The sequence below is a fragment of the Marivirga tractuosa DSM 4126 genome, assembly GCF_000183425.1.
Taxonomy (GTDB): Bacteria; Bacteroidota; Bacteroidia; order Cytophagales; family Cyclobacteriaceae; genus Marivirga; species Marivirga tractuosa.
The window spans coordinates 315,761-330,952 of sequence record NC_014759.1 but is presented as its reverse complement, the minus strand read 5'-3'; the positions used below and the strand labels follow the sequence as shown (position 1 = coordinate 330,952).

The following is a 15,192-nucleotide window of genomic DNA, read 5'->3' as shown; positions in this document are numbered from 1 at the left end:
GGTATTATTCAGTTAATCTAAATGTCAGAGTATTACTTTGTTTACCATCAATTGTAACAGCAGATAATTGGAGTTTATCGTATGTAGGGAGAATTTCATTCTTCCCCACTAACAATATGGTTATTTGATGTCCATCAAAAAATGATGTATTCTCATCCCTAACCAATACCAAATTATTATCAATTACATTTTTTATAAAAATATAATCATCCACCTTTTCTCCATCAAGATTTAGTGTAATAACAACTGAATTGATTTGGTTTACATCTGACACCATAAACTCAATTCCTAAATCTTCTACATCTCCTTCATTATTAATAACCTCAGTTACCTTTAAATTATACAGATTGACCTGTGCGGAAGAGATATAACTACAACCTAAAAAAATTATAATTAAAAATATTCTCATTCTTGTCCTGCGTTTATTTCAATATTAATTGTAGGGGAAATTATTGGTTCAGTAAAAATAACACTATTGACTACATCCAGTCCTTGTTTATTTACCTCATAGGATTCTTTTGGAACGAAAGTATTATTTGAAACTGCTACAGATTCGTCAGTATCATCAGCACATTTTGTAGGTAAGTCCAATTTCAATTCCCATTCTTCCACTTGTTTTAAAAGCGTATATTCAAACCAAGAAAAATTGCCACCATCTTCTGGTACGGTATATCTTCTAGCATCATTATTCCCATCACCATCAAAATCAACATTGACGTAATAACTGCTTACATTATCATCCTTACTAACTGTAGATGGGTCAGGATGACCGCCCATTCCAAATTCCATAGTAGAACTATTTGTAGTTACGCCAGTTTCTGTATATGGGGTATTTATATCACGACAATTCCATGTATCACAAGAAAAAGTTGTCAAGTTACATTGAGTCAAACATTGTTCCACCACAGCATCTACCATTAAATCTATATCTGACTCTGGAACAATATGAGAAGTGTTTTCATCTTCCGTTCTGCATTCACCAATTACATAACATTTTTCATTCAAAACATCATATATTTTCTTTCTAATCTCACTTCTTTTACTTTCACAACCACTTTCACATTGTGAAATAAATGAACTCATCTCTTTTTCAACCATGCTAAAAGTCGTCAATGTTTGACCATCCTTATCGAATGTTAAAGGAGCAAAATAAGATTTAGTAGTTTGATCATAATTCGAATAAGTATTCCCATTAACTAAAAGAGGTAAATTTTCACTCAAATTAATCAACTCATACCACTCATTTTCATTTACAAAATCTTCACAAGTCACATCAAAATCTTCCTCAAGCTCAATCTCTGTAGGATTGTATCCTAAATACATTTTGTAAAAGGTAAATAGCTGTTCAGAGGTCCATTCATCATAATAAGATTCACATTTAACTCTTCCTACCCCACAGAAATTATTAACTATTGATTTACTTGCATTGGTTGCAGGATAATCGCTATCTGTATAACAATTATCTCCTTCACAACAGGGAATGATAACAGGATTATTATTTGCGTCTAACTTGATTTTACCATCTTCCATTTGAAAACAATCATTTGGATCAACAAAACAAGTTTGCTGTTCTAGGTCTTGATATTCTCCGTAATTCTCATATTCAAAATATTTAAATGCAAAAACAGGATTCTTTATGTATTTGAATAATCTCTTTCCGTTCAAAGATTCCGGAGTCCAGTCAGATAACGGAACATACTTTAATTTCCCGTTTTGTTGGTAATTACTCGTTGTAAAATAATCTAGTTGCGTAACAGTATTAAAAGACAATGAGATTGGTGCATTATCAGGAGCATCATTGATATAAGCAAAGCCACTTAAAATATCTTGAGAAATAGGCTTTGCATCTACAACTGTATTAACTTTTGCAAATTTTAATCCAGTACAATCAAGAAAGGTTTTTATCAAATGCATTGAAGGTGGTTCTGGTGTTACATTACCATCTGTTCCAGATTGTTCTTCTCTTAACACTTTTGATATTTTTCTTTTTACAACCCATTTTTTTAAGCCTTTTAGAATTCCTGTAGGTTTATAATTATCGTCAAAATGGGAATCGTGATCTTTACCATACTTATCATCAGATTCATCATTTTCATATTGGTCATCAAATTCTTCTGATATATTTACCCCTCCTTCACCTCCATTATTTATATCATTTACAAATTGATTCTTCAAATTTAAAATAGCCCCTTCCCAACAGTCAAATAGCTCTTCACAAGTATATTGTACTCTATTTGGTAATAATCCATTTTCAATATCACTAGCAGTTGTATTTGTACCTTCATACTCATCAATCAACATATGATGAATCATCTTGTTTAAAACTCCTCTTTCCCAACCAGTCATATAATCACTATACATAGTTTCTTCATCAATCACATCACTTAAAAGGTCAAAAGCATATTGTTCAAAATCAGGAGTTTCATCATAATCAACTACTCCATTATTATCCTTATCATCAATATTACAATCAAAAGGAGGAGTCCAATTCACAGGTATAGACATTTCAGAACAACACGGTGTTACAAAATTTATTCCCACAACGTTTCCATTGTTAGCCCTAACCAATTCCATATAATATAGGTCTCTGAAATATACTTCTTGTTCTTCATTGTAATATGTATTATAAATTGAACTAAAGAATTCAGATGGAATATCTACTGGAAAATCTACACTATTTTGATTTGTAAAATTTTCCAAATCTTGATTATTTATAGCATTTTTAAGATTCTCTAAACTGTTAAAATAATTTTGTAACATATTTGGTGTTTCAACTCCTTCAAGCCATCCCGAAATCATTTCAGTAATCGGGGCTATTTGATTATTAATTTGTTCCCCATTAGAACTAACACTACTTTCAATATTGGTAGGCTTAAGTACTTTTTGAATAACATAGGTTCCAGAATTTAACACCATATCAATTGGATTTTCGGTGATTTTAAACTGTTCGTCTTCACCTTCAATTACTTGACAATTACTTAACTCAACATTTGTATATTCATTTATTAACTCATTTGTAAAATCATCAACTTTATAGATTTTAAAATCTACTACATAATTACAATCAATATTATTTGAATAACATAGTGATTCTAACTGCTCACATCTGATTTTATAAGACAAATTAAAACTAGTACCATCGTTTGAAATAGTTACTTTCTTACTACTGGTAAAGCCATTTTCAATTCTTGAATTAGAAGTAATTTTATCAACTACCTGCATAGTATTTATTGACTCACTATCTGGAATTGACATATTATCTGAATCATTTTGATTTTCTAGAAAAGTCATTGCAGTTGCAATTACATTACCTTCCATGTTTTTATAACTTATTGAAACTACATTATTTGGATCAACAGTAATTATCTTAGATACAGATTCATTATTAGGAGCTTCTTTACCAAACATTGCTATCAATTCGGACTCTGAAGCAGTTGAATAATAATACCTGGTTGTTTTCCCACTCCCAGCTTTAAAAGTTTCTCCTACTCCTGATTGTTCTTTTACTCTTCCTGTTCCGTCATTATAATACAAAGTTCTAGTATAAGGGAATCCTTCTGCATCAGGAATTAATGAATTACTTCCATCATAATAGCTAATTCCCTTCATTTTAGCAGGGTCTTCAAAATTCCCATCTTCATCAAAATCTATTGCACTATATAAATCATTAGTTTCATTAGACAAAGCAAAATTCTCTGCATAAGATAATCTTTTGCCTTCAACAGGTGTAGGCAATGTAACTAAGGTAGGCCTACCTGTATTATCTAAAATGGTATGAGTAATGATACTAATGTTCTGTGATGGAATATAGGTAGTTTGCTGTCTTGGTTGTAGCAAAGAATTAGCATATACAATATTTTCTCGTATTTTTCCTCCTTCAGTAAATGTTCTGGAGTAAATCCAATTTTTATTTTCATCAACATCCTGAAAATAAAAATATGGTAAGGATGGATATTCATCACTTTCAAGATCAAGCTCAACAATAGTCTCATTTTCAGGTCCTTCCGTCCATAAACCAAAATTATTTTCATTTACAACTCCGCCTCCATGAAAATTACCAATAGGTCTAACTCTAAAAACATAAAAACCTGTACCTTGTCCGAGAGAAAAAGAAGTCGTCTTAGTAATGGATCCATTATCATCCTGAACATCCGCAGATATGTTGAAAATCAATGCATTTTTCCATTCAACAATAGTTTTTACTGAAGTTTCCTTTACAGCAAAATTTTGAAATTTGTTTTCAAGTTTTACAACTTCTATTTGATAGTTATTTACGGGAAATGTATCCTCCCATGAAAATTCAACTTCTTGTGTTTCTTGCTTAATTTTCAGATTCTTAATTTGAGTTTTTGCATCGGTTACGTCAAAGCCTAATTTAAAATTATAATTGGTCAGAAATTGTACATTTTGACCTGAGAAATTAATTACTTCTACAGAAATTCTGTTAAAAGGCAAACTGTTATCAATAACAAAATCAATTATATCTAATCTGAGTCTATTTTCTCTTTTATCATTATCAATAGTAAGTTTATATGAAGAGTTTTGAAAAATATTTGGAACCTCTTGAGACTCATTGAAAGCTGTTAAACGAAATTCAACCACACTTTCAGCTATATCTTCTAAATCTTCAACCTTCATGTCAAAATATACTTCAGCTTTTTGATAACGCACATCTAAGCTAAAATTAGATGGTAATTCCAGCCACTGAGTACCTTCATTTGTACTAAGGTTTTGAGGATTATCAAGTTTAAAGACATCACAGGTATCTTGAGAAAAAGCAATTGAATTGCTTAATACAATAATCAAAAAACTTGTAATTACACCAAATTTTAATTTGTTCAAATTCATTTTTCTCTATTGTCTATAAGCTTATAGCTATTGTACTTATTTAATAAATTATTTGTATTGCGATCAAATATTAAATCACGTATTTCAGGCATTCTGAAATCTGAATTAAAATCAAGATTGTTAATTATAAATTCCTGCTGGTCAAGAATATGTTCATCCTTAAATTTGACTGTTAATTTTTTCAAGCTTTTTTTATCAGAGCTAATTAAGAAAGTGTAAGTTGAAATAACATTAGCAGAATCTTTTACAGGTATTACAGTAATTGACTTGAAATTAATGTTATCTTTATTGAATTCAACACAACCAATGACCTCAGTTTTTTTAAAATATTCGATTTTTAAATTTGACAATTCGTCAATTCTTTCATATCGATTTGTATCCTCTACCATATCAGTCCAAAAAATTGCTTCTGATGGATGTACCACAGCAAATGATTCTTTTTCATTTTGAAATAAAGAAATCTTTTCAGATTTAAAAACTCTAGAATCTCTATTTATATAAGTTGTCGAAGCTAATTCCTGAGGAATATCATATTGATTATTCTTACTTATATTTATAACAGTCATTGATAATTCGTAAACTCGATTTCCTGAAGGCTTCTCTATTAAATTGAGATTACTTATAGCATCAATTAGAGTATTTTTGCAAGCTTCATAATTCTGAGCAATAGTTTGACTAGAAACTAAACTTAGAATAAGTATAAAAAATATATTTTTTAGAATTCTATTCACCAGCTCTTTCAGTTCTTGGGGTATTATAAAAAGTTTCTTGTAATGATTTTTTTCCTCTTTCCGTTTCAATAATTTTTCGAATAAGCTTTCCTTTCTGATCATATTGATAATACATTCCAAAATGCTGATTATCAAACTTGGTTAACAATCTGAAATTATCAAGATCAAAAACAAAACAAGTCGATGACGATTCCATCGGTTGGAATTTAAAATCATCAACTAATATCTCTCCGCTTTCTGAACTATTTACATTGATAGTAATTGGATTGCCTATTGTTGAATTGGTAAAGACATTTTTATCAATAGAAGTCTTATAAAGGTACCAATTACCTACTTGAGTCTTCAATGTTGGTGCAATGCTAGTGCCTTCAATTTCCATCAATAAATTATTATCCTTTTTATTTAACCAGAAAAATGCTAATGCTCCTTCCTGCATTATTTGATTATCAATTATAATCTGACCATCAGATAAATCATCCGCTGAACTTAATACTTTAGACTGATAACCACTGTGGGATTTATTTGCTCTATCATTTCCTGATGATTCATAACTATTAAAGTAAATATTATCGTAAGTTGCATTTTGTGTAACCATCACAGGGGCATTTACAGTCAATTCTGCAGAATAAAAAGCAGCACTTGAAATATCCAGAACATTTTTATCTTCAAGAACATCACCATGAGGAGAATATAATTGAATTTCATTTGTTTTTATCCAACTAGCCCCTAGCTCATCAAGGTTATCCCATGAAAAGGGTTGGGAAATATCAAACATCCCTTGTTGATTAGTATCTTCTGTACCATTAACGCTCTCTGATTTATATATATAACTTGATTCATTTCGCCAAATACCGTTTAATTTAGAAATCAAGTCTGAATTGTCTGACAAATTATATCGCTCTTTTACTTTTTGATCATCCCAAGAACTTGTCCAGTCATTTGAAAAAGTATTTATACTAGTTTCAATTAAATTAACCGGATTATTAAACCATTCAGCATCAGGTTTAGTATTGTATACTAAATATTTAGCTGTTGTTGCATTTAACTGATTAGAAGAGGATTCATTCTCACTTTTGGCCCCCATTCCCTCATATACCCATGAAGCTGGAATATTTAGCTCAAATATATTATCTTTTATAATATCCCCTTTTGTGTAACTGTCATTAAACTTAGTTAAAACAGGACTACCCGTTTGTTTATTAAATGCAAGAAATTCTTGTTCAGCATATACCCCCTCAGAGAAAGAAGATACTTTTTTTAATACGGTTGGATAACTAATAACTTTAGTATTAGAATGATTAGCAACCATACTATTTAATTGAGTTAAAGAAGGGAATAAACTTACAAAGATTGTAGGTACTGGTACAGCTCCCACACCAATATCTAATTCAATAGATAAATCAAGACTAAAATCTTTCACTCTCCTTGACTCCTGAGTAAAATCAATTGTCTTTCCCGGACTTTTCCTTTCAACTTTTAACTTACCTGTATTATCAAAACCCCACATTTCTACTTTTTCTCCTACCTCATAATAATCATACTCTTTGTAGCTTACAATAACCTCACTTGGAATCCCTGATATATATTTTGAAGCATATTGACTAATTTTTTTAGTAGTCCCATGTATTGAATTTTGGATAAACCTAAAACCTTGAGTTGCCCAAATTTTATCTATTCCAAAATTTACAACTCCCATGTTAATATTAAATCTATCCTCTTCCGGTTTATTTAGATTTGTTCTTTCAGTTGCCTTTCCACTAAAATCATATTTAGACAAATCCCTTCGGCTATAAGTCTTAGTTACTGGAGCGTCTTTTGCAGTAAAAAACTCATGAATAGTATGACCAGTACCTGTTTTTCCAGTATGAATATTTTGTTCAATAACTCTACTATGACCTACAGTAGCAGCTGGCAAGATACTTTCACCTAATGGTCCTTCTGATTGCTCTCGGTCTTCACCTGAAATTAATCTATTCAACCATTTTTGATTTTCTCTGGGCATAAAATTAACCAATGGATTTTCTTCTCTATTGCCAGGAGGTTCGTTAGTAGCAACACCACTAGATGTACCATCCTCAAGTTCATAAAAATATTCTTTTCCATAAATGTAATCGTCCCCCTCTTCAAGGCTCGAGCCTGACATTAGCAACCTTTTAACACGGACTCCACCTCCCTTTTTGGCTTTGAACATAGGGAGTTTAAGAAATGAAAGTTCATTATTCATTGAAGCACAGACATCAGCTCTTTTAAGGTTACCCGCAATATTTCCATAAGAACCATTTTGATTATAGAATGAGGAAAAAGCTAAATCCTTTAATAAGGAAACTCCGACAGTAAATGTCAAAAAAGGAGTGAAATCACCAGAATAATCATAAACTGATTCTGTTATTACTTCGTCATATTTTGCTTCAAGAAAAGGATCAATACAATCAGAAGAATTCAACTTACCTTGTCTTTGATTTACAGCAAATTCATAACCAGCCTCTCTTGGCACCAATGCTCTTTCTCCATTATTTGTACCTTCACCAGATAAGGTTATTTGAATTTTATTTTCGCCATCAATTTCGACAATTTCAGCATTATCAAAATTTGAATAGCCCGTAACGTAGTCAGATTTACAATTATCCAAGGAGGGGTTATTACCCACCAATGCATATAAAAATTTAAAATATATTTTATTTTTTACTTCTTCCCCTGAAGTCGAATTAAAATGCTGATTTATCATATCTTTTGCATAATACAATTCATCTAGATTTTCAGGATTTATGCCTAAATCTTTAGCATCAATTATATAAGAAGGGTTTGATTCATAGGAATTAAAATTAGCAAGACCTGTATTTTTTGATCCCTCAATATTTGCCATTACCATTGCTTGCTCATCTTGGACAAACTTATAATCCTTTTGTTCATATTGTATATGGAAAGTTGCTCCTGATGGCAATTTTATCGTTTTTAAATGATAAGCTGCAGGATCAAACTCAATCAACTCATCTTCATAGTATGCACCTTGATCTATCCAAGGAATTTGATTTTCTTTCCTTTTCTCTCCATTAATCATTGTATTCCCCCATGAATCCAAAGAATATGGCTGGTACTTAGGATTTTGGTAATTCTCAGTTAAGTGATCATACGCCTCAAAATACTCTCCTCCTTTTTTTAAATCACTTGACTTTGGATAATTATATCCAAATTCATATGGACTAATTTTGGCAGGAATAACTCCCCCATGTTCAAACCACATTTTTCTCAAAGTTAATTTACCCGTATTGCTATTTACAGAATTAGTTGAATTCATATAATCGAAATTACTACTAGAATTATTAGGTACATTTGGAACTAAGCTATAATCATATTCAAATCTTACAACTTTAATCGGATTAGAAGAAAGTTCACCATTGTTATTTCTTGAAAAAAGTACAATTTTTTCCAGGTATTCTAAATCTTCATCACCATGTACATTTCCATTTGCTGCTGCAGGATCATCAGTACTTGATAGTTTCGGTGCACTCAATCCATCCTTTCTTTCAATATTTGACCCCGTAAGGAATTCATTTTGCCTTTCATTTAAAGTGTTTTCAGAAAAATCTGATTTGTTGGTTACAAAAAAAGCTACGTGTGTTTTAGTCTCAACTCTTCCAAGATATGAAACCTCTTTTTCACCAGTTGTAACACTTCCTATATCATCTTTAGTATCTGAAATTGAATTTTGATTATATAGCAATCCATTATACGGAGCTCTGTATCTATACCAACTATCATTTGAAGGACCATAAATGTCTCTATATGTAAATTTTGTCCAACCGCCAAAATCATCGTGTGAAACCCCATTATTAGTTACATCAACATAGTTTGGAGATAGAATCTCTGTTAACAGATAACTTTTGGAATATGTATTGTTGTCTATTTGACCAGTAAAAATTCGGTGATGACTTGTTTGAAGGTCCTCAACTGAAGCAGTATAATCTCCATTTCCACTGTTCTTGAGCTTTAATTCTTTGAAGGCTAAATATCGATTTTGAATATAATCATCTTCATTTACATCAATTGAAATAGATGACTCATTTCGAACTCTCAATGGTTTATTGTATTGATATCGAACTCCTGATTTGTTATAAATATCAAATCCATCCAGTCCTGAACTTCCGTATTTCTCTGAAATATGAGATGAGCTTGAAATAGGTTCTAATCCTACCCCGCCTTTACCATTTATATTCCTTTTCATGAAGATTGGTATATTTACAGGTGTAACGAGAGGGGTGTATTCAGCATCACTACTAACTTTTGCATCATTTTTAAGACTCTTCAAATTCATTTCATCTGCCATATCTCCTTCAAATCTAAATACAGCATCATTTGAAAAATTTCCTTTAGATCCAGAGGTATATTCCCATGAATCTATTTTTGTTTGATGATAACCTAAGCCAATTCTTAACCCAGCTCCGATCTCCATTCCTAACGCAACTTCAAAACCTGCTTGCCCTACACCAAATGAATTAGTTATATGATTTGGGCCATAGCTACCAGTCGAATTCAAATATGCTCTAAATCCACCTTGCAACCCTTCTCCAGCAACACTAAATATATCATGGTTATTAAAAGGCATTCCGATAAAAATATCTCTTTCTTTAAACATTGAGCCTTTTTCAACATAATAATCCATCATAACATTTTCATCAGAGGAATTAGGGGTATTTAGATAACCATATGCATTTGCATTATTAAGTATCTTATTATATCTCAAATTAAAATTACCTGATATTCCAGTTTGAATGCCAATTGGAACAGGACCAGGAGTTACTTGCAAACCAAAGGACCAATTTGCTGCAAAACCTTTTGATTCTGAAATGAAGGTGGGTTTTACTGCCTCATTATATAAACTGATTTGATAATTGGTAACTGCACTTTTAACAAGATTTTCAGGTTTAAAATAATCTTTATTAAACTTAGTATCAATCCCGTCCTTTTCCGCACTTTCTAAAGTCTTCCTATCATCTTCTCTTTCAGAATTATTTGATGAAATTAATTGTAAAGGAGATAAAGTGGGTGAAAATGTAGTGCCATTTGGACTTAAACTAACATTTAAACCTATTCCTTTCCAGTTTAGCCCAATATTTGTTATTTTATAATAACCTGTATAATTATTAAATCTATTAGTTTTACCTGCACTTATTCCTAAAGGTGTATCATTAGAGAATAATTCTAGGCCAACAAAATTGGAAGAAGTTGCAGTCCAGCTTGGTCTATTTTTATTATAATATTTTATTTCATTTCCATTATACTCATCAGGAAACCCTCTTGTATTTCTAGTAATTGCACCAGGATTCAATGTCCAACCAAAACCAACCCAAGAAGATTCTTTTTCACCAGAAATAACTGATCCATTATAACTTAAGGACATAGCGTAACCACCTCCATGCGGGCCTGGTATCTCAATCACAGGGATATTATAATTAAAGTCACCAGTAAAAGTATTAACCATATTATTACTTGAAACGGGAGTAAAAGAACTAAATTCAGGTGAATTTGTACCAGAGGTTAATGCAAATACCCCAAAAGGGAAACATGTTGTAAACATAAAGTTGATTACAAAACACATCATTAACTTTTTGGAGAAAGATGTTCTAAATATCTTCATTTAGCAATTATTTATTGTAGTTTATGAGTTTAGTTGAATATTGAAATTGATTGATGCCAGTTTCAAATAGCAAATCATCAAATTGAATTTTAAAATTTGTGGAATTATCAACAATCTGTGCAGGTGGTTGACTGAATATCATGTGAATTATTAACTTACCAGATATCATCTGTTGATCTTCAATTAATACTAATATTGGATTAAAAGATTGACCATCTATTTTTAAATAAAAGTTCTGATAACAATAGTTTTCTGTTAACCTATTAAGTTCAATTCCTTGACTATCATTAGCAGATAATTCTACTTGTAAATTTATTGATTCTTTATAGACATTAATTAAACTATCGAGAAGTGTTGGCTCATTATACGCATCTTTTCCCAGTTCTCTTTTCGCTATAAATTCAGGATTCAAAAGATTCAGCTTAATATTTAAACCATTCAATGATTTAAATTGTATTGGATTCTTTAAATCATCACTACTGCAATTAGTAAAAAGAATAATAAAAAATGAAATTAAATAGAATCCTATTTTATTCTGCATTACTCTTAGAATAATTATGATTTAAATATTTGATTACTTCATCTGTAATTTCAATGGATTCGTTACCATAAATTATATTGCCTGTATAATTACTACCTAGTACAAGCTTGATATTGTTTTGAATAGCGTATTTTTTGACATAGGAGTTTATCTGGTTAATTGTACCTGACATTAATATATCCTGCCGTTCGGCAATCTTTTCTTGGTAGGCTTGTCTTTGTACTTGAAATGCCTTTTTGAGCTTTTTCAATAATTCAGTATCTTCATTGTTTAAACTAGATTCTTTATTTTGTAAATCAAGAATTCGTTTGTTTAATTCTGACAATATTGCTTTCTCGTCACTAAATTTCGAATCCAATTCCTTTTGAACAATGCGCGTTCCTTCATATTCTTTTACCACTCGTATAGTATCTACAAAAGCAATTTCTTTTGTGTAAAATGAATCAATAAACAAATAAATGTTTAACCCTAAAAAAGTTAAGATTATCAGGTAAATAAGGTATTTCATGTAACTTTTTTGAAAACTAAGCTGCAAGTTTAATGGAATTATTTTAAAAATACTTTTCGTTAATTCATTATTTCTAATGCTGACCGCCTTATTTATCTACTAATGTTTCCATACAAATGAGCATAAAACACTATAAGGAAATAGTATTCCCCAAATAATACAATTAACTATAAATTTAAAATTTGTTTATATATTCGATAGAAAACATAAATTTTTCGATAAAACTAAAAATATAAATATCATTTATGAAAATAAAAACTCAATTGTTTTCAGATAGATTATAAAAGGATACTCAATCAATAAAAAATGTATTAATATTGGTATTAATTGACATATACTAATTTTTCAATAAAAAAAGCTTTGGATTTGAGAATTATCTAAGAAAACTTATGTAAGTCCAAAAGCGTATTCAAATTCTCTTCAATCCTTTTGGTCAGTTCACTACTGACTTTAGCTTCATTGGCATATCTACTCCATGATTTAACCACCTCATTCACTTGAGCGATGATTTTCTCACCTTTTTTTATATTATTATCCTTCGCTATGGTCATAAGATCTTCTTTTTCAATGTTCAATCTTTTTCCATTGACACTAAGTGTTTGTTTACTTACCCAATGATTGTTAGGTGCAAAAGAAAAGCATAAATCATAAGCCGGAGCTAATCTCCAATTTTCATCTTTTTTCAGGATAAAAGAAAAGTTCTTGGTATGATCATCATAGTTTGTGGCCAACACATTAAAAACCATCCTTCGAAACATCTCCTCTGCTTCCGGATAACTTAATCTCAACAGTCGCATGGTTTGAAATACCTGCTCATAACTATAGCCATCCATGTCATTAAAATCATAGTGTTGTAGTCCACAAAGCGATTGGACATGATGCTTGGTATTTTCATCACGATCGAATCTTTTAGTCATAAAGTGAGCTCTACCGTTCTCTTCCAATAATTTGCATTCAGAAATCTCAATATCGCAATCCTTCGCCATCAAATAATAAGCAAATTCCACTCTACCCCAGCCAGAAGTTTCACCAAATTGTTCACCGCTTACTCCATCTAATTTGATCAACCAATGCTGAAAAGATTTGGTTACATTACCTTGTCCTGAGCGGACTTTTTTTGTTTTTGGGTTATAGGCTATTACTGCCTTCGGTCTTGCACCGGCAGCAGAAGTCCCGATTTTTAAAATCTCGTGAATGCTTTTTTCATCTTCCTTATTTAAATTAGTTGAAAATTGCTCCCTTTGACTCAACATTCTTTTGGCCACTTCTACTAGACTATCGATTTCTAAGGAGAAACTTTTGGTACCGCTAGAAATACTAGCAGGTTCGAATTCAAGTGCTCCTATTCCCCGTTTCCCAATAAAACAAAGTTTTTCAACAGGATTCATACTATTCTCTGCCCTGCCATTTTGCGCTAACCAAATATTAATCAATCTATTACCATATTTGTCAGGCAAGGCATCCGCTAACATACCTGGTAATCCTTTGAAAGTATCTTCTAATTCACCTCTCCCCTTTCTTAGCTCTGGAAAACTGTAAATTCTAGAGCCATTGGAAATGGGCATTTTAAGTGGAGATAAATCCCATCCTCTCTCAATAAAGTCAGGATCATATTGAAAATAAGCTAACTGCTGATCATTATCCCAACGAACTGCGCCTGCTAATTCTCCCCATATTTTCACTTCTGCCACATCTACCATCCTAAATCCTCATTATCAGGTGTTTTCCTTGACTGATTTCGAACCCTTTGTTTTTGCTTCTTTTTTAATTTCGCATATTCCAGAGGGCTTATCACTTCCTTATATTCAAACTCACTTAAAACGTACAGTGAATCTAAAGCCCTTAAGATTTGAATCAAACTGGATATATTGATAGACTCACCATTTTCGATTTGACTGATTGTCCATCGATTGAGCCCAGATGCTTGAGCTAATTGAGCCTGAGTAAGATTTTTATCGGTTCTTTTACCCTTAATAAAGATGCCGATTTGACCAATTAAGGCCGAATCAGACATTTGAATTAAGTTATTGTTGGTTTTTACCATCATTAATTACCTTTAGTAGTATTAAAGTTAGCTTATACCAACAATTAAAACAAATAAAAAAATATATTTTTTGTTGGTATTTACCATCTTTAACGTATTAATATAGTTTAATAATGGTTTTTACAAGCATTAATTTTAATTTTCAGGTCAAATCTTGTTATCCAAAATCTCGCAATGTTGAGTGGTGTAGAATTTAAAAAGCAAAAAAAAGCCGCCAGATCCCCACCTGACGGCTATATTTCAACCAAAACCTTACAAAGTCATTGACTTAGATAAGATACTCAATTTTAAACTACTAAATTTAATTTCACAATAAAATAATTAAATAATGTTATAATAATTTTAATGAACTCTATTTGTTTATTTTGATTATCAAATACGACAAAAAACTTCGTAGGTAGAATTTAATGTCTGAAATGGGAAGAGTATACTAAAATTAAGAGATTAACTTAAATTATGCTTGTCTAGTATGGATTTCAAATTATCAATTTCTCGCTTAAGATTTCTTACTGATATTTTACCATCAACTAGCGTAAAAGATAGTGTAAAATCAATAGGCTTATCACTTATTACTTTTAAGTCTTCCTTAATAAACATCTCCCCTTCTCCCCTTAATAACCATTCTGCACTTAAATATGAATCAATAATGAGCATCTTTTCTAATTTATCTAAGCCCATAGTCTTTTGCTCACCTTTCAGATACTTACCTATGCTTCCATTACCAAAGCCATTAATTTTCTCATATGACCTTATACTTTGATTTTTAAAATCTAAGTATAACAAAATTCTTTCCCGAATGGACATAATTTATTTTATTTGTAGAATATATGCAACATTTAATTATTTAATAGCGTTATCTCTACACTTGGGTTTTGACATGCTAGG

Annotated in this window: 9 protein-coding genes; all 9 read right to left on the bottom strand. The window is 31.1% G+C overall.

The features are described 5' to 3' along the window. Positions 1-4: 4 nt before the first annotated feature. Positions 5-409 carry a hypothetical protein gene (locus tag FTRAC_RS01260; RefSeq protein ID WP_013452409.1) on the bottom strand — a complete coding sequence of 135 codons (405 nt, stop codon included), beginning with the start codon at positions 407-409 and terminating at the stop codon, positions 5-7. Beyond that, positions 406-4,848, bottom strand: a complete 4,443-nt coding sequence (locus FTRAC_RS01255) for a DUF6443 domain-containing protein (protein ID WP_013452408.1) — start codon at positions 4,846-4,848, stop codon at positions 406-408. The genes FTRAC_RS01260 and FTRAC_RS01255 overlap by 4 nt, the downstream gene beginning before the upstream one ends. Next, the gene (locus tag FTRAC_RS01250; RefSeq protein WP_148230023.1) at positions 4,845-5,648 is read right to left on the bottom strand and encodes a hypothetical protein; all 804 of its coding nucleotides are present in this window, start codon (positions 5,646-5,648) and stop codon (positions 4,845-4,847) included. The genes FTRAC_RS01255 and FTRAC_RS01250 overlap by 4 nt, the downstream gene beginning before the upstream one ends. Beyond that, the gene (locus tag FTRAC_RS01245) at positions 5,572-11,214 is read right to left on the bottom strand and encodes a hypothetical protein (protein WP_013452406.1); all 5,643 of its coding nucleotides are present in this window, start codon (positions 11,212-11,214) and stop codon (positions 5,572-5,574) included. Before FTRAC_RS01245 ends, FTRAC_RS01250 begins: the two co-directional genes overlap by 77 nt. Positions 11,215-11,221: 7 nt before the next feature. Next, a complete protein-coding gene (locus FTRAC_RS01240) occupies positions 11,222-11,755 on the bottom strand; it encodes a hypothetical protein (protein ID WP_013452405.1) in 534 nt (177 codons plus the stop codon). Beyond that, a complete protein-coding gene (locus tag FTRAC_RS01235) occupies positions 11,745-12,263 on the bottom strand; it encodes an OmpH family outer membrane protein (protein ID WP_013452404.1) in 519 nt (172 codons plus the stop codon). The genes FTRAC_RS01240 and FTRAC_RS01235 overlap by 11 nt, the downstream gene beginning before the upstream one ends. Before the next feature lie 377 nt (positions 12,264-12,640). Continuing rightward, entirely contained in the window at positions 12,641-13,963 is a 1,323-nt protein-coding gene (locus FTRAC_RS01230) for a type II toxin-antitoxin system HipA family toxin (RefSeq protein ID WP_013452403.1), read from the bottom strand. Then, positions 13,957-14,310 (bottom strand): helix-turn-helix domain-containing protein, encoded by a 354-nt coding sequence (locus FTRAC_RS01225; RefSeq protein ID WP_148230022.1) that lies wholly within the window; start codon positions 14,308-14,310, stop codon positions 13,957-13,959. The genes FTRAC_RS01230 and FTRAC_RS01225 overlap by 7 nt, the downstream gene beginning before the upstream one ends. Before the next feature lie 441 nt (positions 14,311-14,751). After that, positions 14,752-15,111: an apurinic/apyrimidinic endonuclease family protein gene (locus FTRAC_RS01220; RefSeq protein WP_013452400.1), complete on the bottom strand. Its 360-nt coding sequence runs from the start codon at positions 15,109-15,111 to the stop codon at positions 14,752-14,754. Positions 15,112-15,192 lie beyond the last annotated feature (81 nt).

What these genes read in the sequence shown, in the direction of transcription:
- FTRAC_RS01260 (WP_013452409.1), bottom strand. Translation starts at nt 409, where the DNA reads ATGAGAATATTTTTAATTATAATTTTTTTAGGTTGTAGTTATATCTCT.
- FTRAC_RS01245 (WP_013452406.1), bottom strand. Translation starts at nt 11,214, where the DNA reads ATGAAGATATTTAGAACATCTTTCTCCAAAAAGTTAATGATGTGTTTT.
- FTRAC_RS01225 (WP_148230022.1), bottom strand. Translation starts at nt 14,310, where the DNA reads ATGATGGTAAAAACCAACAATAACTTAATTCAAATGTCTGATTCGGCC.
- FTRAC_RS01220 (WP_013452400.1), bottom strand. Translation starts at nt 15,111, where the DNA reads ATGTCCATTCGGGAAAGAATTTTGTTATACTTAGATTTTAAAAATCAA.
- FTRAC_RS01240 (WP_013452405.1), bottom strand. Translation starts at nt 11,755, where the DNA reads ATGCAGAATAAAATAGGATTCTATTTAATTTCATTTTTTATTATTCTT.
- FTRAC_RS01255 (WP_013452408.1), bottom strand. Translation starts at nt 4,848, where the DNA reads ATGAATTTGAACAAATTAAAATTTGGTGTAATTACAAGTTTTTTGATT.
- FTRAC_RS01235 (WP_013452404.1), bottom strand. Translation starts at nt 12,263, where the DNA reads ATGAAATACCTTATTTACCTGATAATCTTAACTTTTTTAGGGTTAAAC.
- FTRAC_RS01230 (WP_013452403.1), bottom strand. Translation starts at nt 13,963, where the DNA reads ATGGTAGATGTGGCAGAAGTGAAAATATGGGGAGAATTAGCAGGCGCA.